The following is a 19,729-nucleotide window of genomic DNA, read 5'->3' as shown; positions in this document are numbered from 1 at the left end:
ATCTGCTGCCATGGTCAACCGCGTCGTCCCCCTTGTCCTGCTCGCCCTGCTCGCCGCCGTGCACGCGCAGTTGTGGCTGGGCCATGGCAGCGTGGCCTACGTCAAGGAACTGCAGCAGCAGATCCACGACCAGAACGTGGCCAATGCCCTGGAAAAGGCCGAGAACGACCGCCTGGCCTCCGAGGTCAACGACCTCAAGGACGGCCTGGCCATGGTCGAGGAAAAGGCCCGCAGCGAGCTGGGCATGGTCAAGCCCAACGAGATCTTCGTGCAGATCGTGCGGCGCTGAAGGTTGGGATTTTTTGCACCAAGGCCGGCTTCATGCCGGCCTTGTGCTTTTGCAACAAGGCGCCTGCGCCCGTTACCGGGCCCGCGCTCAAGCCGAGACAGGTACTTGGACACAGACCGCTTGCCCCCGCCCCCGGTGATTCTTCTGGGATCGCCGCCCGCGCTCGCGCTTTCCATGGCACATGCACTGCGCCAGGCCTGGCGGCACCACGGAGCATCTCCTGCTGACTGGCAATGCCTGGCGGCCGAGCCGGGGCAGTCTCTGCCGGAACATGGGACCGTCTACCTGCTGGGACTGGATTGGAGAGCCTCCGTCACCGAGCACGAAGGAGTGAGCAATGGCCCTGCCGCCCAGCTCCAGCATTGGCGCGACCAATTGCAAGGCCAGTCGCGCGACTACGTGGTGCTCTACGGCAATACCGCCCGGCAATGGCAACAGCTGGCCGAGTCGCTCAGGCTCAAGGCTCCGCAAATGGACTGGTCCTGGCTGCCCGCAAGCCCCGCGCAACGCAGCGCGCGCCTTCGCCCCTACGGCTGCGAGCAATGCAGCGACCCGGACTGCGAGCGGCGATTGTTCGACGCGCTGCGCAGCGGGCGAGACTGACTCCGAGCGTATTTACTGGACGTTCGTCGAGGTCGGCGGCTGCTTGCCGGCCTCGGTGAACAGCTGGGCGGCATCGATGGGATCAAATTCGTACTGCTTGCCGCAGAAGTCGCAGCCCACCTCGATATTGCCGCGCTCCTCCAGGATGCTGTCCACCTCTTCAATGCCCAGCGACACCAGCATGGCGCCCACGCGCTCACGGCTGCAGGTGCAGGCAAAGCGCGGGCGCTCTTCGTCCTGCTGGGGGACGAAGCGCATCAGCTTTTCTTCCCAGAACAGGCGCCGCAGGATGGTTTCCACATCCAGCGTGAGCAGTTCGTCGCGCGTCAGGCTGGCGGCCAGCGTGGCGATGCGGTTGTAGTCCTCGTTCAGGCCGATGGCGTCCTGGCCCGATTGCTCGCTTTCGGTGGCGGAGGCCAGGTTGGCCTCGCCCTTGACCGGCATGCGCTGGATCAGCAGGCCGGCAGCCAACTGGTCATTGGCGGCCAGCACCAGCACGGTGTCCAGCTGCTCGGACTGCAGCATGTAGTGCTGCAGAGCATCGGACACCTGGGAGAACCTGCGGCCTTGCGCATCCTGCAGCGGCACCACGCCCTGGTAGGGCTGCTGGCCCGGCTGGCGTCCCTTGGGGTCCAGCGTGATGGCGCAGCGGCCACCACCGTTCACATTGAGCAATTGCTCCAGCGTGGCGCCTTCGGGCGCCTCCCCGATCAGGGTGGCGGTGGCGCGCAGGCCGAAGTCGGACTGCACCTCGGCCACGGCCAGCTTGACCGGGCCGTCGCCCATGACCTGGAAGACCAGGGCGCCGTTGAACTTGATGTTGGACTGCATGAGCACGCCGGCAGCCGCCATTTCGCCCAGCAGTTCGCGCACGGCAGCGGGGTAGGCGCCGGTCTCGCCGTTGCCCGCGCGGCGTTGCAGGATTTCCTGCCAGGCGTCGGTAAGGCGGACGATGGAGCCGCGCACGGGCAGGCCTTCGAAGATGAATTTATGCAGTTCAGACACGCTGATGGATTCCGTAAAAAAGTGCCGGGCCTCGCTCAGCCCAGCTTGCGCAGCCCGGTCTTGAACCGGCGCGCATTATCGACATAGTGTTGGGCGCTGCGGCGCAAGCCTTCGATCTGCTCGGGCGTCAATTGGCGCACGGCCTTGGCCGGGCTGCCGATGATCATCGAGCCATCGGGAAACTCCTTGCCCTCGGTGATGAGAGCGCCTGCGCCGACCAGGCAGTTCCTGCCGATCTTCGCGCCGTTGAGCACCACGGCACCGATGCCGATCAGCGATTCGTCGCCGATGGTGCAGCCATGCAGCATGACCTGGTGGCCCACGGTCACATGGCGCCCCACGACCAGCGGCTTGCCCAGGTCGGCATGCAGCACGCTGGCGTCCTGGATGTTGCTTCCCTCGCCGATGGAGATACTCTCGCAGTCGCCGCGCAGCACGGCGCCGAACCAGATGCTGGCGTCTTCGGCCAGCTGCACATTGCCCATGACCTCGGCGCTGTCGGCCACCCAGGCCGATGCCGCCACTTCAGGGGCCACTCCATCCAGTTCATAAATCGCCATGGGTCTTTGTCTCCGTCAATTATTGGTGATGGCAGGAAACCTAGAATTGTAGGGATGGAGTTACGTCACCGCGCCCTTGAGGTTTTGTGCCTCCCGGACCCCGAAGAAAAGGCCGCCGCCGCGTTGGACATGTATGCACGGCAGGCGCTTTATTCAATAGCAGCGCAGGCACCGGCCCTGCCCGATCCCGCACCGGACCTGCCGGGCCGCCCGCTGCGGCCCGAGCTGCGCCACCACACCGCCGTTGCAAGGCGCTCGCCGGCCACGCCCGAAGGCCGGGCCGTGCTGATCCACGCCATTGCCCACATCGAGTTCAACGCCATCAATCTGGCGCTGGATGCCGTATGGCGCTTTGACGGCATGCCGCAGCAGTACTACCTGGACTGGCTGCAGGTGGCCGCCGAGGAGGCCAAGCACTTTCGCCTGCTGCGCGAGCATCTGCGCGTGCACCTGGACCACGACTATGGCGACTTCCCGGCCCACCAGGGCCTGTGGACCATGTGCGAGAAAACCGCGCATGACGTGGTGGCCCGCATGGCATTGGTGCCACGCACGCTGGAGGCACGGGGCCTGGACGCCACGCCCCAGATACAGAACAAGCTGCGCAACACGCGCGCGCCCGATGCGCTGGCGGCCGTGGACATCCTCGACATCATCCTGCGCGAGGAAGTGGGCCACGTGGCCATAGGCAACCACTGGTACCGCTGGCTGTGCGAACGGGAAGGCCTGGAGCCGGAGGCGCACTACCAGCACCTGACGCAGCGCTACGAGGCACCGCGCCTGCGCCCGCCCTTCAACGAGCGCGCGCGCCGCGCCGCTGGCTTCACCGATACCGAACTGGCCTGGCTGCAGCAGGTCTGAAGAAAGACTGCCGCAGCCGCGCGGACAGGCCCGTCCCGTCCGCATGGCCGCACAATGGTTTACAAACTAGGATGGGTCCGACTCCGCAATCGGACTTGTCCCAGCAGACACTGCCTGTCGGCATATTTATTCAGAACATTCCTACAATCAGATCTGCTGCTTACCGTGCCTCTTCGACCGAACACTCCATGACCGAATTGCCTGTCCATCTCTTCAACGATGCCCCTGCGGCCAGCCCCGCGTCCACAGACCGGGGAATGATCGCGCGCCAGGCCATCGTCAACGGGGTGCAGCAGATCATCGGCTATGAGCTTTTCAACCGTTCGCGCGCCTACCCGGACCATACGGCGGCCTCGGACGTGTCCCTGGTATTCACGGCCCTGTCGCATGCCGGCGAAGAGGACCTGGTCGGCACCAAGTTGATGTTCGTCAACTGCACGCATGAAAGCCTGGCCGGCGGGCATCTGGAGCTGCTCAACCCCGACAAGGTGGTGCTGGAGATCCCGCCGCTGGGCCTGGCCGCACAGCAAGAGGTGCAGGCCCGCCTGCCCATCCTCAGCAATCTGCGCGCGCGCGGCTTCAACCTGGCCTTCAATCACACGGTGCTGGAGTCCGCCTATGCGGCCTGGCTGCCCCTGGCCGACTACATCAAGTTCGACCTGTCCGTGCTGGCCCCTGACCAGTTGGCCGTGCTGGTCAACTTCGCTGGCCGCCACACGCGCGCCGAGCTGATCGCCGAGAAGGTGGAAAGCGCCCAGCAGTACGAGCAGGTGGGCCGCCTTGGCATACAGCTGTTCCAGGGCTTCTGGTTTGCGCGGCCCACGGTGGTGCGCACCAAGCTGCTGTCGCCCTCGCAGCAAAGCATCGTCCAGCTGCTGAATCTGGTGCGCCAGCAGGCCAGCACCGATGCCATCGAGGATGTGCTCAAGAAGGATGCGGGCCTGGCGTTTAACCTGATGCGCCTGATCAATTCCGTGGGTTTTGGCGTGCAACGCGAGATCACCTCCTTCCGCCAGGCCGTGATGCTCATGGGCCTCAAGAAGCTGTTCCGCTGGGCGGCCATGCTGCTGACCGCATCGCGCAACGGCGGCCCGCCGCCGGCCATCGGCCAGACCGCCGTAATCCGCGGGCGGCTGATGGAGCTGCTGGCCCAGGAATCGCTGAGCGAGGAAGACTCCGACCAGGCCTTCGTCGTCGGCATCTTCTCGCTGCTGGGCAGCATGCTGGACCTGCCGCAGGACGTGGCCATGAGCCTGATCCCCGTGCCCGATGCCGTCTCCGCCGCCGTGCTGCGCCACGAAGGCGTGCTGGGCGAGCTGCTGATCCTGGCCCAGGCCTGCGAAGCCAGCGACGACGCAGCCTTCAACCGCAGCGCAGACGCACTGCGCCTGAGCAGCCAGCAGATCAACTGGGCCCATCTGCAGGCCCTGGCCTGGACCGATCAACTGGCAGACAGCTCGCTATAGTCATGAGCTATCGCATGCAACTCAACGCCGCCGCTCCTTCATCTTTCTCAGCTTCCAAATGACTACCAACGACAACTCCTCCGCTCCGCCACCACCCCTGCCAGAAGGAGTGGAGGACGGACAGGTGGCCGTCATTGCGCGCCAGGCCATCGTCAACGAGGCGCGCGATGTCTTCGGCTATGAACTCTTCGATCGCTCCACAGCCCAGCATGCGCACACGGCGGCCTCCGATGCCGCCCTGCTGTTCAACGCACTGTCGTATGCGGGAGCCGAGGCGCTGGTGGGCAAGAAGACGGTCTTCATCAACTGCACGCATGACAGCCTGGCCGGCGGCCACCTGGAACTGATCCACCCCGACAAGGTGGTGCTGGAAGTGACCACGCTGGGCGAGAACGCCACCACAGCCGATATCGAAGAGCGCCTGCCCACCTTCCAGGCCCTGCGCCAGCGCGGTTTCCGCCTGGCCTTCAACCAGCACCTGCTGCGCCGCGCCTATGCCAGCTGGCTGCCTGCGGCCGCATTCATCAAGCTGGACATGCAGACCTTTGCGCTGGCCGATGCCGAGACCCTGGTGAATTTCGCGCGCGCCCATACCAATGCCCAGATCGTGGCCGAGAAGGTGGAGACGGCCGAGCAGTTCGAGCGCATGCGCGACCTGGGCGTGCGGCTGTTCCAGGGCTTCTGGTTCGCCCAGCCGCAACTCGTGCAGGCACGCACCATCCGCCCCACGCAGGCCACCATCATCCAGCTGATCAACCTGGTGCGCCAGCAGGCCAGCACGGACGAGATCGAGGCCCTGCTCAAGAAGGACCCCACGCTGTCCTTCAACCTGCTGCGCTTCATCAACTCCTCGGGATTCGGCCTGTCCTGCGAGATCACTTCGTTCCGCCATGCGGTGATGATCCTGGGCCTCAAGAAGCTGTTCCGCTGGGCCGCGCTGCTGCTGACCACCTCGCGCGCGGGCGGCACGCCGCCTGCCGTGGGCCAGACCGCCGTGGTGCGCGGACGCCTGATGGAGCTGCTGACGGCCGAGCTGCTCTCGCCCGAGGAATGCGACAACGCCTTCGTGGTGGGCGTTTTCTCGCTGCTGGACGTGATGCTGGGCCAGCCCATGGAAAAGGCGCTGGAATCCATCGCCCTGCCCCAGCCCGTGATCGATGCGCTGGTGCACAACAAGGGCGTGTTCGCGCCCTTCCTGGAGCTGACACGCGCCTGCGAAAGCGGCGACGACGAAGGCTTTGCGCGCGCCGCCAACGCCTTGCAGCTGTCCAACCACCAGGTCAACTGGGCGCACCTGCAGGCCCTGGCCTGGGCCGACAACCTCACGGCGGACGACCCCTCAGTCTGAACGGGTCAGCCACCCTGGCAAAGGGCTTGCGGCCGGGAAGCCGCAAGCCCTTTTTGCATGCCGCGCGCCGCAGCGGTATCAGTTCAGCTTGATGCCTGCAGCCTGGATGATGCGTGCGTTGGACTGGGACTCGGCCTCGATCTGGCGCGCGAAATCCTCGGCCTTCCCGCCCGTGGCCACGTTGTCGGTGGCCTCCAGCTTGGCACGCATGTCGGGCTGGGTCAGCACCTGGTTGATCTCGGCATTGAGCCTTTGCAGCACGGGCGCGGGCGTTCCTGCGGGCGCGAAGATGCCGAACACCGAGGTCATGTTGGCGCTCTTGTAGCCCAGCTCGGCCAGCGTGGGCACGCCGGGCAGCGACTCCAGGCGCTGGGGGGCGCCCACGGCCAGGGCCTTGAACTTGCCCGCCTTGATGTGCTGCAGCACGGCCGGCCCGGCGTTGGTGGAGAGCACCTCGAACTGGGCGCTCAGGCCATCATTGAGCTGCTGGCCGCCGCCCTTGTAGGGGATGTGCGTGATCCTGGCCTGCGAGGCATACATGATCTGCTCGAGCATGATGTGGCCCAGCGAGGCCAGGCCGGCCGTGGCCCAGCGGACTTCGCCGGGCTGGGCCTTGGCCTGCGCCACCAGTGCCTTGAAATCGGTCGCCGTGGAGCGGGCCGTGCCCAGCAGCAGCACGGGCGAATACATCACGCTGGTCACGGGCACGAGATCGCGCTGCGGATCGAACAGCGGCTTGCCCAGGTGCGGGCTCAGCGTCAGCGGGCTGATGGAGGAAAAGCCCAGCGTATAGCCATCAGGTGCGGCCTTGGCCACCAGGTCCAGGCCGATGGCGCCGCCGGCGCCGGCCTTGTTGTCCACCACCACGGGCTGGCCCAGGCGGGCGGCCAGCTTCTCGCCCAGGGCGCGCGCCACCACGTCGCTGACGCCACCGGCCGGATAGGAAACCACCACCCGGATGGGCCGGCTGGGCCAGGCGGCATCGGCGGCCGACGCGGACATCGGCAAGGCCGCAGCAGCGACCGTCGCCGCCAGCATGGAAGTCACCAGCACATGCCGGCGCAGGAAATCAGTCATCGAAAACTCCGCAGAAACACATCGAACACGGCGGTGATTGTTCTGCAAAGCGCATATCCCCGGGACAGGCTTTGCCACTTCGACGATTTCAACGGCAGAAACACCCAAACCGGCGAACCATCCACACCCAATCAACCACGCGGATGGTGCAAAGCGTGCAATGCCTTGAGCCGCTCGCGCGCCACATGGGTGTAGATGGTGGTGGTGGAGATGTCGGCATGGCCCAGCAGCATCTGCACCACGCGCAGGTCTGCGCCATGGTTGAGCAGGTGGGTGGCGAAGGCATGGCGCAGCGTGTGCGGCGACAGCGGTGCCGTGACGCCCGCAACCTGCGCGCAGCGCTTGACGATGACCCAGAACATCACGCGGCTCATGGCCGCTCCGCGCTGGGTCACGAAGACCGCATCGCTGCGCTGCCCGCCCAGGATGGCACCGCGCGCCGTGGCCAGGTAGCGCTCCAGCCACCAGTGCGCCTCCTGGCCGAAGGGCACCAGCCTTTCCTTTTGCCCCTTGCCCGTCACGCGCAACACGCCCGAGCGCAGATCGATGCCATGCAAGGGCAGATCCACCAGCTCGCTCACGCGCAGGCCGCTGGCATACATCAGCTCCAGCATGGCGCGGTCACGCAGGCCCAGCGGCGTATCGACATCGGGCGCCCTGAGCAGTGCCTCCACCTGCGCCTGCGTCAGCGTATGCGGCACGCGCGGCGGCTGCCGGGCCGCCAGCATGCGTGCCGTGGGATCGGCGGCAATGCGCTGCTCGCGCAGCGCCCAGTGGTAGTAGCGGCGCAGCACCGTCAGCCGCCGGTTGGAAGAGCTGGCCTTGGTCTGCTCCACCCGCACCGCGAAATAGCCCTGCAGCTCCAGCTCGCCCGCCGCATCCAGCGCCAGCGGCGGCTGCTGGTGCGCCAGCCACCGCCCCCAGGCCGTCAGATCCCGGCGATAGGCCGCCAGCGTATTGCGCGACAGCCCGTCCTCCAGCAGCAGCGCATCCATGAACAGGTCCAGCGCATCCAGGCTGGCCGGCAGCGGCGCCGGCCAGGATGCAGGATCGGCAGCAGATTCGGATTCGGCAGCCGATGGGGAAGCGATGGAAGCAACAGGCACTTGGGACATCCCATCAAGCCTACAACGAAAAAACCCGAGGTCCGCAAGGAGCCTCGGGTTCTGAGCCAACCGCTCAATGCGGTGCTTACTCCAGCGTGAGTTTCTGCTGAGCAACCACCTTCTTGTACGTCTCGTACTCGTCCTTGATCTGCTTGGCGAACTCTTCAGGCGAGTTGCCGATGACCAGGGAGCCCGTGTCCTCGATGCGCTTGCGCACAGCCGGGTCCTGCAGCACCTTGCGCACGGCGGCGTTGATCTTGTCCACCACGTCCTTGGGCATGTTCTTGGGGCCCAGGATGCCGTAGTAGGCCATGCGGTTCACCGGCTCCAGGCCCACTTCCTTGAAGGTGGGCACATTGGGCAGCACGGCCAGGCGCTGGGGCGCGGCCACCACGATGGGCACCAGGCGGTTGTCCTTGATGAACGGCAGGGCCGAGGGCAGGTTGTCCAGCACCATGGGCACCTGGCCCGCCACCACGTCGTTGAGCGCCGGGCCCGCACCGCGGTAGGGGATGTGGGTGACGAAGGTGTTGGTCAGGCTCTTGTACAGCTCCATCAGCATGTGCTGGATGCCGCCCGTGCCCGAGGAGGCATAGGAGTACTTGCCCTGGGACTTCTTGAGTTCGGCCTCGAAGCTCTTGTAGTCCTTGGCGGGGAACTTGGGGTTCACCGCGATCACGTTGGGCGTGGCCGCCACGTTGATGATGGGCGTGAAGTCCGTCAGTGTGTTGTACGAGATCTTGGGATTGATCGCGGGGTTGGTCGCCGTGGTCGAGACCGTGGCAATGCCCAGGCTGTAGCCATCGGGCTGCGAGCGCGCGGTTTCCATGGCGCCGATGACGCCGCCGCCACCGCCGCGGTTGTCCACCACCACGGGCTGGCCCAGTTCCTTGGTCAGGGGTTCGGCGATCACGCGGGCGATGATGTCGGTCGTGCCACCGGGGGCGAAGGGCACCACCAGCTTGATCGGCTTGGTGGGATAGGCCTGGGCCAGGGCTCCGGTGCTTGCGAGGACCAGGGTCAGGCCCATCCAGCTGCGACGATTCATACAAGATCTCCTTTTGGGGGTCGTGTTGACGAAGAAGGTTTCATGGACATCCGCAAGGCCGTGCCTGCGGATGGATGGTCTGCGAAACGAAGGCTCGCAAACGCTGCCACGGAACAGCCATGGTGGGGCCTGGAGCCCGCTGCGCGCTTGACGGTCGTCAGGACCTGCGCTTTCGGATCGGCTGTGTGGACCCCAGCGATGCTAAGGCCCGGGGCCCGGTTGTCACAGTTTGTCGCAGCACTGATTTCCCGGTGTTTACCCCTAGCCTCGCGCCATGGTTTCTCGGGAGACGCGGCGACTGCGGGGTTGCGCTTATGCTCTGCCCCCGTGAACTACGCCGTGCTGCTCTTCCCCGATTTTTCGCTCATCGTGCTTGGCTACGTGCTGTGCCGCTTCACACAGCTCAACCGCACGGTCTGGCAGGCAGTCGAGGCGCTGGTGTACTACCTGCTTTTCCCGGTGCTGCTGTTCCACTCCATCGTCAAGAGCCCGGTGGACTGGGGTGCCACCTCCCACTTGCTGGCCGCTGGCGTGTGCGCGGCCCTGGTGGGCATCGGCCTGGCCTACAGCCTGCCCTGGTGGCCGGGCCTGCGCGGCCGCATCGATGTGCGCGAACATGCCGGCGCCGTGCAGGTGGCGTTTCGCTTCAACTCCTTCATCGGCCTGGCGCTGGCCAGCCGGCTGGCCGGGCCTGAGGGCCTGCTGTTCATCTCGGTGCTGATCGGCGTGAGCGTGCCGCTGTGCAATATCGCGGCCGTCTGGCCCATGGCGCGCGGCAGCAACCAGCATTTCCTGGGCCAGCTGGTGCGCAATCCGCTGATCGTGGGCACGCTGTCGGGCCTGGTGTTCAGCGCGCTGGGGCTGAAGCTGCCGGCGCTGATCGAGCCGTCGATCTCCCGCATAGGCGCAGCCTCCATCGCGCTGGGCCTGATGTCGGCCGGCGCCGGCATGCAGTTCGGCGCGCTGGCCGCCGGCAAGCTGCTGGCCGTGTGCCTGCTGGCCGTGCGGCATCTGGTGCAGCCGCTGATCGCCTATGCCATGGTGCGGGCGTTTGGCCTGAGCGGTGCGCAGGCTCTGATCCTCATGGCCTTCTCTGCCCTGCCCACCGCATCGTCGTGCTATGTGCTGGCCGCGCGCATGGGCTACAACGGCTCGTATGTGGCGGGGCTGGTCACGCTGTCCACGCTGCTGGGCGTGCTCAGCCTGCCGTTTGCTCTGAGCCTGCTGCAGTACTGATGCCGCTGTGCCACGGCGCCCCTACAGCACAGCACGCATGTCGTCCGTGAAGGCGGCCGTGATGTCATCCTGGCGTGCGCGCTTCTTGGCCACCATGGTGATGTCCACGTCATAGCTGAAGAGGGATTCGTCCAGCGCATGCAGCAGGCCGGCAGCCACATAGGGCGCCGCGTAGTGCTCGGGCAGGTAGCCCAGGTGGGCGCCTGACAGGATGAGGATGGCGGCCGCCTCCATGTTGTCCGCCTCTGAGGTGACATGGCGCGGACGCCCCGTCAGCGGTGCCTGCGGCAGCGGATAGGTGCGCCAGGTCCAGTCGGCTTCGCCCGCCTCCTGCGCGCCGATGCGACCCGCGCGTGCGGCAAAGGGATGGCTGGCGCTGCAATAGGCCACCTGCCTTTCGCTGAACAGCAGCGTGTATTCCAGCGCTGGCGCGCGGTGCAGGAAATAGCCCACGGCGACCTGCAGCTCGTCGCGCAGCAGCATTTCCTCCAGCTCGCGCGGCCCGCGCACCAGCACCGACAGGCGCACAGCCTCGTCGCGCTGGCGAAAGCGCTGTATGGCCCGCCCCATCAGCGCGTTGTATTCCATGGGTGCATTGCCGATCAGGCCGATGGCCAGGCTGCCGACCAGCTGCCGGTGCATGTTGCGCGCCTGCGCACTGAAGCCTTCCAGTCCCTGCAGGGCCGTGCGAGCCATATCGACGAAGCGCCGGCCCTTGGCCGTCAGGCGAAAGCCGCCGCGCCCCCGTTCGCACAAACTGAAACCCAGCCGCGTCTCCAGTGTGGACAGCTGACTGCTGAGCGTGGACTGCCCTACGCCAAGGCTGGCCTGCGCCGCCGACACGCCGCCCGCGTCAACGATGGCCAGAAACACGCGCAGCAGCCGCAGGTCCAGATCTGAAACGGTATGGAGCATGGGGTTTTCACTCGGAAAAGATCGATTCTTGTCGATGTTTGTAAATGGAACTTGAAATGGATGCAATCCGGGCTGCTGTCTAGCATCCACGGCTGTTGCAGCACATCTGGATTGAACAAAGAGGGACTGCAATACAGAACAAGAGGGGCGGGCCAGGGAATTCACTTCCATGGATACCGCTGTTTCAAGAGGCCCCTGCCAACAGGGCCGCAACAAAAGGGAGACAAACCATGTTGCTCGATATCTCGGTCGTGGTGATCTACGCGGCAGCCATGCTGCTGCTGGGCTGGTACGGCATGCGCCGCGCGAAGACGCAGGAGGACTTTCTCGTGGCCGGCCGCAACCTCGGGCCCGGCCTGTACATGGGCACCATGGCCGCCACGGTGATAGGCGGCGCCAGCACCGTGGGCACGGTGCGCCTGGGCTATGTGTACGGCATCTCCGGATTCTGGCTGTGCGCGGCGCTGGGCGCGGGCCTGCTGGTGCTCAACCTGTTCCTGGCCAAGCCCCTTCTCAGGCTGCGCATCTGCACCGTGACCCAGGTGCTGGAGCGGCGCTACAGCGCCCGTACCAAGCAGGCCAGCGCCCTGGTGATGCTGGCCTACTCGCTGATGCTGGCGGCCACGTCGGTGATCGCCATCGGCACCGTGATGCAGGTGCTGTTCGACCTGCCGCTGTGGATCTCCATCCTGGTGGGCGGGGGCGTCGTGGTCATCTACTCGGCCGTGGGCGGCATGTGGTCGCTGACGCTGACGGACATCGTGCAGTTCGTGATCAAGACCGCGGGCCTGATGCTGATCCTGCTGCCCATCTGCCTGTACCGCGTGGGCGGCTGGGACCAGCTGGTTGCACGGCTGCCTGCGTCCAGCTTCGATGTCACACACATCGGCTGGGACACCATCGCCACCTACTTCGTCATCTATTTCTTCGGAATCATGATCGGCCAGGACGTGTGGCAGCGCGTGTTCACGGCCCGCAGCGAACGGGTGGCCGCCGTGGCGGGCAGCCTCGCCGGCGTGTACTGCGTGGTCTACGGACTGGTCGGCGCCCTGGTGGGCATGACAGCGCGCGTGCTGCTGCCGGACCTGGACAACGCCAACAATGCCTTTGCCGCCATCGTGCAGGCCAGCCTGCCGGACGGCATCCGCGGCCTGGTGATCGCTGCCGCACTGGCAGCCATGATGTCCACCGCCAGCGCCGCCATGCTGGCCGGCTCCACCGTGCTGGCCGAGGACCTCGTGCCCCTGCTGCGGGGCGGCCGGCCGCTGTTCGATGTGCGCTGGCACCGGCTGCTGACGCTGCTGGTGGGGCTGGCCGTGCTCGGCATCGCCCTGGTGGTTGACGATGTGCTCAATGCCCTGACCACCGCCTACAACCTGCTCGTGGGCGGCATGCTGGTGCCGCTGATCGGCGCCATCTACTGGCGCCGGGCCACCACGGCGGGCGCCATCGCCAGCATGCTGCTGGGCTGCACCACGGCCGTCGCCTTCATGGTCAGGGACGGCCTGGCCGCCAACACGCCCATCTATGCCAGCCTGGCCGTGAGCACGGCCAGCTTCATCCTCATCAGCCTGGCGCAGCGCACGCGGCAGCGCTCGCTGTCGGGCATTCAATCCTGATCCCGGCACTGAATCGGAGACGACATGACGCTTTTCACACCAGACAGGCTGCAGGCGCTGCGCGCACGCTTCGGCGGCGCCAACGAGTCCGTGATACACGACCCGCATTTCCGCGCCGTGGCCGCCCACATCATCGATGCCAGCGGCACGCGCAACGCGCCCTACGCAGGCATGCCCACGCTGTTGGACGCGCCCATGCGTCCCATGGACTGGAGCCGCCCGGATTTTGGCGACCTCCAGGCCGCGCTGATCGGCGTGCCCATGGACCTGGGCATCAGCAACCGCAGCGGCTGCCGCTTCGGCCCCCGGGCCCTGCGTTCCATCGAACGCGTGGGCCCCTACAACCATGTGCTTCGATCCGCTCCCACACGCGAGCTGCGCGTGGCGGACATCGGCGACGTGCCGCTGTCCAGCCGCTACAGCCTGGAGCAGTCGCACCGCGACATAGAGTCGGCCTTCGCGAAGATCCATGCGGCCGGCGTGATTCCGCTGGCCGCTGGCGGAGACCATTCCATCACCCTGCCCATATTGCGCGCACTGGGCCGCGAGCGGCCACTGGCCCTGGTGCATTTCGACGCCCACTGCGACACCGGGGGCCCCTTCGACGGCAGCCGCTTTCACCACGGCGGCCCGTTTCGTCAGGCCGTGCTGGACGGCGTGCTCGACCCCACGCGGACCATTCAGATCGGCATACGCGGCGCGGCCGAATATCTCTGGGAGTTTTCCTATGAGTCGGGCATGACCGTGATCCATGCCGAAGACATTCCCGCGCTGGGCGTGGACGGCGTCATTGCCCGCGCACGCGAGGTGGTGGGCGATGCGCCCGTCTACGTCTCCTTCGACATCGACTGCCTGGACCCGGCCTTTGCGCCCGGCACGGGCACGCCCGAGGTCGGTGGACTCACCGTGCGCGAGGCACAGGCCATGGTGCGCGGCCTGGCCGGCATCCACATCGTGGGCGGCGATGTGGTGGAGGTGTCGCCAGCCTACGACGCCACCACCAACACCGCCCACGCAGGCGCGCAGATGATGTTCGAAATCCTCGGCCTGATCTGCGCACGCCACGCCGGGCGCGGCGCCGCCCAGCCTGCCTAGCCCCCCTGCCCGCCCTCCGCATCCCGCAGCAGCCCCAGCGGCGTGCTGCCGTAGCGTGCCCTGAACCGCCGGGAAAAATGCGCGGGTGAGCTGAAACCGCAGTGCTGCGAGATCTCCGCAATGCCCAGCGTTCCCGGCTCCGTGCCACGCAGCAGCGCATGGGCGCGCTCCAGGCGATAGGCCATGAGTTCGGCGCTGAGGCTGGTGCCTTCGCGCGACAGCTGGGATTGCAGCGAGCGCACGGACAGCCCCAGCCTGGACGCCACGCGCTCGGGCCCCAGCGCCGGGTCCGGGTACTGGCGGGCAATGAGCTGGCGCACCCTGCGCAACAGCACGTGCATGGGCGCGCCGGGTCGGGCCGTCGCCATGTCGGCGCTGGCCTGCAGCACGGTCTTCACGGTGTTGATGACCAAGTCGGACAGCCTGGCGGATTCGGCCTCGGGCAAGGGGTCCTGCCACGCGGCCAGCAATTGCATCTGCTGGACCAGCAGTTGAAGCGATGCACAGTCGGGCAGGCTGCGTGCCAGCAGTTGCGAAGCCAGGCCGCCACGCGAATCGATCAGTGCCAGCGGCACGGCCAGCACCACCAGGTCCACGGCCTCTTTCTGCCAGATGCGGTAGCCGCGCCGCTCATCCAGCAGGAACAGCTGGCCGGGTTGCGCCTGCAGCCCCCTGCTCGCAACCGCCATGCCCGGTTTCCCAGATGACGCCGAGGCATCCGGTACGTCCGGCACGTCCGACAGGTCAGGTACGTCAGGTGCATCCGGTGCGAATACCTGGGCTCCACCTTTGGCATAGAGCACGCACAGCAGGCAGGGCGGGCCTGCGCGCTGGCCATCGTCATGCAGGCGCTCCATGCCATGTTCGGCCGCCATCTGGATGCGGTTGAGCACCACCGCGCCCACGCCGCGCGATGTCAGCACGGCCTCGAAGCGCTCGGGCTGAGCGACCAAGGGCGTGTGCGGCATCTGCGCCTCGCGGCTGGCATCGCTCCAGAACTGCGCTCGCGAAAGCGGCGCGATATGCACCGTGGACCAGCGGTTGTACGTCATACATTCCTCGCCCTGCGCTCGGCGCGCAGCCTCCTTTTGTGATGGGTTGCACGGAGAGTCGGCCGCACCCGAGTGTTGGGGCCAGGCAAGAGGCGGCAGGTCCACGCGACAGCATGAACCCAGGATTTTCGGGATTGCGGCCCGATCAGGCCATTGGATGATTCTGAAAATTCACCGGGGTGAATTCCTAGGCCTGTGCGCCGCACCAGCCCGGATCAGCGCGTATCAGCGCGCGATGGCAGGCAGCCGCTCGCTCCACAGCGTGGACTGGTTGCGGCCGTTGCGCTTGGAGTAGTACAGCGCGGCGTCGGCACGCTCCAGGCAGCCCTGGGCCGAGGCATCGCTGCGCTGCAGCTCGTACACGCCCAGGCTGATGGTGATGCGCAGGTCGCCGGCCAGGCCCGCATCGATGGCGCGCGCGGCAACGGTTTCGCGCAGGCTTTCGGCGCGGCGCAGGCCCACCTCGGCATCGGTGTCGGACAGCAGCACGGCAAACTCCTCGCCGCCCAGCCGGCCCACCATGTCTTCCTTGCGCATTTCCTGCGCCACCGAGGCCAGCAGCTCCTTGAGCACGATATCGCCCACCGCATGGCCGTAGCCGTCGTTCACCTGCTTGAAGTGGTCTATGTCCAGCATGATCAGCGTGGAGTGCGCCACCAGTCCGCTGCGCAGATGGTCCAGCTCCATCGCCAGCCGCTCCATGAAGGCGCGGCGGTTGGGAATGCCGGTCAGCGCGTCGGTCAGCGCCAGGGTCTCCAGCTGGGATTCGCGCTGCTGCCGCTCCGTCGCATCGTGGAAGACCCAGCAGTGGCCGATGGAGCGGTCACCGTCGCGCAGCTGCATGCCCTCGATCTCCACATAGTGGTCGTCGGGCAGCGCATGCAGGGACCGGCCAGCCACGGCCCCCGCGCTGAGCACGCCAGCCACCGAAGGCGGCAGCAGCTGGATCAGCGCCGGCATGCCCAGCCCCACCAGGGCGGCAGGCGCCATGTCCAGCCGCAGCGCGGCCGCCAGCATGCGGTTGGCGGCCAGCACCTGGCGGCCCTGGGCGTCGGTGACCAGAATGCCTGCGGGAAAGCGGTCGATGATGGCCTCCAGCCGGTGCTGGGTCTCGGCCAACGCGGTCTCGGCGCGCCGGCGCGCGTCGGTATCGATCATGGTCCAGATGACGCGGCCGTCGTCCTCGTCGGGGTCCAGCAGCGAGCCCTGCATGTCGAACCAGTGGCCCGAGCCCGAAGGCATGCGCAAAATCCATTCCGTGCGCACCGTGCCGCGTGCGTTCAGCTGTGCGTAGAGCTGGCCGAAGCGCTCGAAGCTCTCGTCGCTGACATGCAGGGAGCGAAAGTTCACGCCGCCGGGCAGCCGGTCTGTCTCGATCTCGAAGGTCTGCACCGCGCGCTCGTTGGCATAGAGGATTTCGCGCTGGGGACCGGCCATGACGATCAGGGCGCTTCCCCGGTCCAGCAAGGCCTTGATGAGCCGGGACTGCTCCACGCGCTGCTGTATGTCGGTGTGCGTGCCCAGCATGCGCACGGGCTTGCCGTCGGCATCGCGCTGGGTGATTTCGCCGCGCGACTCCACCCACAGCCAGCTGTCGGCCGAGCTGCGCAGCCGCATCTCCACGCGGAAATCGGCCCCGGCCTCGGCATGGCGCTGCAGCCGCGCCAGCATCCGCGCCCTGTCCGAGGGATGGACCATGGCGCAGAAGGCGTCATAGTTCATGGGGAACTGCGCGGCCTCGAAGCCCAGCATCTGGTAGCAGCGGGCATCCCATTCCACATGGCCGCTGCGGCAGTCCCACTGCCACAGGCCGTCGCGCACGGCGCCCACGGTCAGGCGCAGGCGTTCCTCGCTGTGGCGTATGGATTCCTGCATGGCCTGGTCCTGCGTCACATCGTGCACATAGCCATGCCACAGCAGGGAGCCGTCTTCCTCCTGCTGCGGCCGGGCATGGCCATGCAGCCAGCGCAGCTCGCCTGCAGAGCCGTAGACGCGGTACTTGTGCTCCCAGACACCCTTGCTGCCCACGCTGGCCTGCACCGAGGCCGCCAGGGCCGGCAAATCCTCGGGGTGGACCCGCTTGAGCAGTTCATGGTCGGCAAACCTGGCGGCATCGGCCTTGGCGCCATGCAGTTCGAAGAATCCGGGGCTGGTGAAAGGGAACCGGAACTGTCCATCCGCGCCTATGCGGAACTGGAACAGCCCGCCCGGCACCTCCTGCGCCAGCCGCGCGAAGCGCCGCTCACCCTGCAGCCGCATGCGCTCGCTGAGCTGGCGCTGGCGCGCCAGCCACAGCGTCAGCAGCATGCCCAGCAGCAGCACGGCCGTGCCTATGCCGTTGCGCAGCAGGCCGCGCTCCAGCGATGCCTCCAGCGACTCGAAGATGGCTTTCTTGTCCAGCCCTGCACTGACGATCAGCGGATAACCCTCCACCCGGCTCCAGGCATACATGCGCTGCACGCCATCGACGGACGATTCGGCCTCGTAGGTGCCGCGCTCCAGGGCCGGTGCGAACAGCGCCACGCGCACATCGGAGACCGAGCGGCCCATCACCTGCTCCTGCCCCTGCGAGCGCGCCAGGTAGGCGCCATCGGTGCGCAGCAGCAGGATGACGTCGTTGGCGCCATCGAAGATGGACTGGAAATAGCGCGAGATGTATTCGGGCGACAGCGACAGCACCAGCACGCCCGAGAACTGCCCCTGGCGGTACAGCGCGCGGCTCAGCTGTATGGTCCATTTGTGGGAGACACGCCCCTGCACGGGGCGGCCGATGAACATGCCCATGTTCTCGCGGTTGGCATGCACCTGGAAATGCTCGCGGTCCCGGATGGAGACCTTGGCAGACCGCGTCTGCGCCTCCTGCTGGAGGTTGGAGTACACGATGTCCCCTTTCTCATCGGCCACGGCGATCTGCAGGAAGGTGCCGGCCGGGTAGGCGTCGAACGTGGTCTGCACGGCACGCCGGAACCCGTCGACATCGCCATCGGCAAAGTCGGACTCCAGCCCGCGCATGGTGTAGTCCAGGCCGGACAGCAGGGTCTGCACCTGCACCGATACCGCATGCGACATTTGCCCCACCCGCAGCCAGGACTGGGACTCGGTAAAGCTGCGCTGCGTGCGGTGGCTGTCCACCAGCACCGTCCAGTACGCCACCGTGGCCAGCAGCACGCAGCACAGGCCCACCCAGACGGCCACAGTGGTCTGGGTCAGCGGTTCTGCGTTCAGCAGGCGGGACAGGCTGCGGGGAGGCTTTGCGCGCATATCAAACATCATGTTGAGTCACACAGGCCCCGCGCCTTCAAGGGCAGTGGCCCGCAACAGGCCGCCGGGGGGCACTCCGACAGAGCGCAACAATTGTTTCACACACAAGCGCCCTGGTCTTATCAGCTCAATCCGATCTTTGCGACAGCGCCCAGGCCACGTGCTCGCGCACCAGAGCGTCTGGATGTTCGGCGCGGCTGGCCAGCGCCTGCTGCAATGCCGCGTTGCCGGTTTCGCGCCAGGCATTGCCCAGCGCCACGGCCACATTGCGCAGCCAGCGCGCATGGCCTATGCGCCGGATGGGACTGCCTTCGGTCAGGCGCAGAAAGGTCGGCTCGTCCCAGGCAAAGAAGTGCACCAGCTGCCCGCCGGACAGGGCCTCGCGCGCATCGAAGTCGGGCAGGCGGCTGGGCTGGGCGAACTTGTTCCAGGGGCAGGCCAGCTGGCAGTCGTCGCAGCCATAGATGCGATTGGCCATCAGCGGCCGCAGCTCCTCGGGAATGGCGCCCGCATGCTCGATGGTCAGATAGGAGATGCAGCGCCGCGCGTCCACCCGGTGCGGCGCCACGATGGCGCCCGTGGGGCAGGCCGTGATGCAGGCCGCGCAGCTGCCGCAGTGCGCGGTCACCGGCTCCGTGGGCTCCAGCGCAAGGTCCACATAGATCTCGCCCAGGAAGAACATGGAGCCCGCTTCGCGATTGAGCACCAGCGTGTGCTTGCCGCGCCAGCCCTGGCCGCTGCGCCGGGCCAGCTCCGCCTCCAGCACGGGCGCGGAATCGGTGAAGGCGCGGTGTCCGAAGGGGCCGACTTCCTGTGCAATGCGCTCGGCCAGCTTCTGCAGCCGGTTGCGCAGCACCTTGTGATAGTCGCGCCCCCGGGCATAGACGGAGACAATGCCCTCGTCGGGCCGCTGCAGCCGCGCCCACTCCACCGCTTGCCAGGCGCCCGGCGCATCGGCAGGCGTGTCGCGCGGCAGGTAGTCCATGCGCGCCGTGATCACGCTGACCGTGCCCGGCACCAGTTCGGCAGGCCGGGCGCGGCGCAGGCCGTGGGCCTGCATATAGTCCATCTCGCCATGGAACCCTTGGGCCAGCCACTGCATCAAACCCGGCTCCGCAGAAGACAAATCCACGCCGGCCACGCCAATTTGGGAAAATCCCAGCTCGCGGGCCCAGCCTTGCATCAAAG

Annotated in this window: 17 protein-coding genes; 8 read left to right on the top strand and 9 right to left on the bottom strand. The window is 66.8% G+C overall.

From position 1 onward, the window contains the following. The first annotated feature begins 10 nt into the window (after positions 1-10). Positions 11-289, top strand: coding sequence for a cell division protein FtsB (gene ftsB, locus IB269_RS02100; protein WP_012206908.1), 279 nt, complete (start codon positions 11-13; stop codon positions 287-289). Between the two features lie 174 nt (positions 290-463). Then, on the top strand, positions 464-892 hold the full coding sequence (locus IB269_RS02095; RefSeq protein ID WP_063328075.1) for a hypothetical protein: 429 nt from the start codon (positions 464-466) through the stop codon (positions 890-892). A 12-nt stretch (positions 893-904) separates the two neighbouring features. Here the strand turns inward: IB269_RS02095 and IB269_RS02090 are convergent, their stop codons facing one another. Both IB269_RS02090 and IB269_RS02085 read right to left on the bottom strand, forming a co-directional pair. After that, the gene (locus tag IB269_RS02090) at positions 905-1,897 is read right to left on the bottom strand and encodes an Hsp33 family molecular chaperone HslO (protein ID WP_192366316.1); all 993 of its coding nucleotides are present in this window, start codon (positions 1,895-1,897) and stop codon (positions 905-907) included. Between the two features lie 35 nt (positions 1,898-1,932). Then, positions 1,933-2,457 (bottom strand): gamma carbonic anhydrase family protein, encoded by a 525-nt coding sequence (locus IB269_RS02085; RefSeq protein ID WP_012206911.1) that lies wholly within the window; start codon positions 2,455-2,457, stop codon positions 1,933-1,935. A 54-nt stretch (positions 2,458-2,511) separates the two neighbouring features. On the opposite strand from IB269_RS02085, the gene IB269_RS02080 reads away from it, so the two are divergent. The 3 genes from IB269_RS02080 (at position 2,512) to IB269_RS02070 (ending at position 6,132) form a co-directional block, all read left to right on the top strand. Beyond that, positions 2,512-3,318, top strand: a complete 807-nt coding sequence (locus IB269_RS02080; RefSeq protein WP_192366315.1) for a ferritin-like domain-containing protein — start codon at positions 2,512-2,514, stop codon at positions 3,316-3,318. 188 nt (positions 3,319-3,506) lie between these two features. Continuing rightward, entirely contained in the window at positions 3,507-4,784 is a 1,278-nt protein-coding gene (locus tag IB269_RS02075) for an EAL and HDOD domain-containing protein (protein WP_013801100.1), read from the top strand. Positions 4,785-4,842: 58 nt separating this feature from the next. After that, on the top strand, positions 4,843-6,132 hold the full coding sequence (locus IB269_RS02070; protein ID WP_192366314.1) for an EAL and HDOD domain-containing protein: 1,290 nt from the start codon (positions 4,843-4,845) through the stop codon (positions 6,130-6,132). A gap of 78 nt (positions 6,133-6,210) precedes the next feature. On the opposite strand, the gene IB269_RS02065 is transcribed toward IB269_RS02070, so the two are convergent. The 3 genes from IB269_RS02065 to IB269_RS02055 form a co-directional block, all read right to left on the bottom strand. Continuing rightward, positions 6,211-7,209, bottom strand: coding sequence for a Bug family tripartite tricarboxylate transporter substrate binding protein (locus IB269_RS02065; RefSeq protein WP_192366313.1), 999 nt, complete (start codon positions 7,207-7,209; stop codon positions 6,211-6,213). Positions 7,210-7,340: 131 nt separating this feature from the next. Next, on the bottom strand, positions 7,341-8,324 hold the full coding sequence (gene xerD / locus IB269_RS02060; RefSeq protein ID WP_099733030.1) for a site-specific tyrosine recombinase XerD: 984 nt from the start codon (positions 8,322-8,324) through the stop codon (positions 7,341-7,343). Between the two features lie 76 nt (positions 8,325-8,400). Continuing rightward, positions 8,401-9,363, bottom strand: coding sequence for a tripartite tricarboxylate transporter substrate binding protein BugE (locus IB269_RS02055; RefSeq protein WP_012206917.1), 963 nt, complete (start codon positions 9,361-9,363; stop codon positions 8,401-8,403). Between the two features lie 327 nt (positions 9,364-9,690). Here IB269_RS02055 and IB269_RS02050 point away from each other — a divergent pair, with 327 nt between their 5' ends. Continuing rightward, positions 9,691-10,599: an AEC family transporter gene (locus tag IB269_RS02050; protein ID WP_192366312.1), complete on the top strand. Its 909-nt coding sequence runs from the start codon at positions 9,691-9,693 to the stop codon at positions 10,597-10,599. 21 nt (positions 10,600-10,620) lie between these two features. On the opposite strand, the gene IB269_RS02045 is transcribed toward IB269_RS02050, so the two are convergent. Next, positions 10,621-11,514, bottom strand: a complete 894-nt coding sequence (locus tag IB269_RS02045) for a LysR family transcriptional regulator (RefSeq protein WP_012206919.1) — start codon at positions 11,512-11,514, stop codon at positions 10,621-10,623. Between the two features lie 230 nt (positions 11,515-11,744). Here IB269_RS02045 and IB269_RS02040 point away from each other — a divergent pair, with 230 nt between their 5' ends. Then, entirely contained in the window at positions 11,745-13,133 is a 1,389-nt protein-coding gene (locus tag IB269_RS02040) for a sodium:solute symporter (protein WP_192366311.1), read from the top strand. Positions 13,134-13,157: 24 nt separating this feature from the next. Further along, a complete protein-coding gene (gene speB, locus IB269_RS02035) occupies positions 13,158-14,228 on the top strand; it encodes an agmatinase (protein WP_192366310.1) in 1,071 nt (356 codons plus the stop codon). On the opposite strand, the gene IB269_RS02030 is transcribed toward speB, so the two are convergent. The 3 genes from IB269_RS02030 to queG all read right to left on the bottom strand — a co-directional run bounded on the left by IB269_RS02030 (position 14,225) and on the right by queG (position 19,724). Beyond that, positions 14,225-15,280 carry a helix-turn-helix transcriptional regulator gene (locus IB269_RS02030; RefSeq protein WP_192366309.1) on the bottom strand — a complete coding sequence of 352 codons (1,056 nt, stop codon included), beginning with the start codon at positions 15,278-15,280 and terminating at the stop codon, positions 14,225-14,227. The two genes, speB and IB269_RS02030, sit on opposite strands and share 4 nt — an antisense overlap. Positions 15,281-15,505: 225 nt before the next feature. Further along, complete coding sequence (locus IB269_RS02025) at positions 15,506-18,553, bottom strand: diguanylate cyclase (protein ID WP_192366308.1); 3,048 nt, start codon at positions 18,551-18,553, stop codon at positions 15,506-15,508. Between the two features lie 115 nt (positions 18,554-18,668). After that, a complete protein-coding gene (queG, locus tag IB269_RS02020; protein WP_097201598.1) occupies positions 18,669-19,724 on the bottom strand; it encodes a tRNA epoxyqueuosine(34) reductase QueG in 1,056 nt (351 codons plus the stop codon). Positions 19,725-19,729: the final 5 nt, after the last annotated feature.

Origin of the sequence: Delftia sp. DLF01 (assembly GCF_014852125.1) — a bacterium.
Lineage (GTDB): Bacteria > Pseudomonadota > Gammaproteobacteria > Burkholderiales > Burkholderiaceae_C > Comamonas > Comamonas acidovorans.
The sequence above is the reverse complement of the archived record's forward strand: the minus strand, read 5'-3'. Positions and strand labels throughout refer to the sequence as shown.

Coding starts and splice junctions, on each gene's coding strand:
- ftsB (WP_012206908.1), top strand. CDS start 11: ATGGTCAACCGCGTCGTCCCCCTTGTCCTGCTCGCCCTGCTCGCCGCC.
- IB269_RS02095 (WP_063328075.1), top strand. CDS start 464: ATGGCACATGCACTGCGCCAGGCCTGGCGGCACCACGGAGCATCTCCT.
- IB269_RS02085 (WP_012206911.1), bottom strand. CDS start 2,457: ATGGCGATTTATGAACTGGATGGAGTGGCCCCTGAAGTGGCGGCATCG.
- IB269_RS02080 (WP_192366315.1), top strand. CDS start 2,512: ATGGAGTTACGTCACCGCGCCCTTGAGGTTTTGTGCCTCCCGGACCCC.
- IB269_RS02075 (WP_013801100.1), top strand. CDS start 3,507: ATGACCGAATTGCCTGTCCATCTCTTCAACGATGCCCCTGCGGCCAGC.
- IB269_RS02070 (WP_192366314.1), top strand. CDS start 4,843: ATGACTACCAACGACAACTCCTCCGCTCCGCCACCACCCCTGCCAGAA.
- IB269_RS02065 (WP_192366313.1), bottom strand. CDS start 7,209: ATGACTGATTTCCTGCGCCGGCATGTGCTGGTGACTTCCATGCTGGCG.
- xerD (WP_099733030.1), bottom strand. CDS start 8,324: ATGTCCCAAGTGCCTGTTGCTTCCATCGCTTCCCCATCGGCTGCCGAA.
- IB269_RS02055 (WP_012206917.1), bottom strand. CDS start 9,363: ATGAATCGTCGCAGCTGGATGGGCCTGACCCTGGTCCTCGCAAGCACC.
- IB269_RS02045 (WP_012206919.1), bottom strand. CDS start 11,514: ATGCTCCATACCGTTTCAGATCTGGACCTGCGGCTGCTGCGCGTGTTT.
- IB269_RS02040 (WP_192366311.1), top strand. CDS start 11,745: ATGTTGCTCGATATCTCGGTCGTGGTGATCTACGCGGCAGCCATGCTG.
- speB (WP_192366310.1), top strand. CDS start 13,158: ATGACGCTTTTCACACCAGACAGGCTGCAGGCGCTGCGCGCACGCTTC.
- IB269_RS02030 (WP_192366309.1), bottom strand. CDS start 15,280: ATGACGTACAACCGCTGGTCCACGGTGCATATCGCGCCGCTTTCGCGA.
- IB269_RS02025 (WP_192366308.1), bottom strand. CDS start 18,553: ATGATGTTTGATATGCGCGCAAAGCCTCCCCGCAGCCTGTCCCGCCTG.
- queG (WP_097201598.1), bottom strand. CDS start 19,724: ATGCAAGGCTGGGCCCGCGAGCTGGGATTTTCCCAAATTGGCGTGGCC.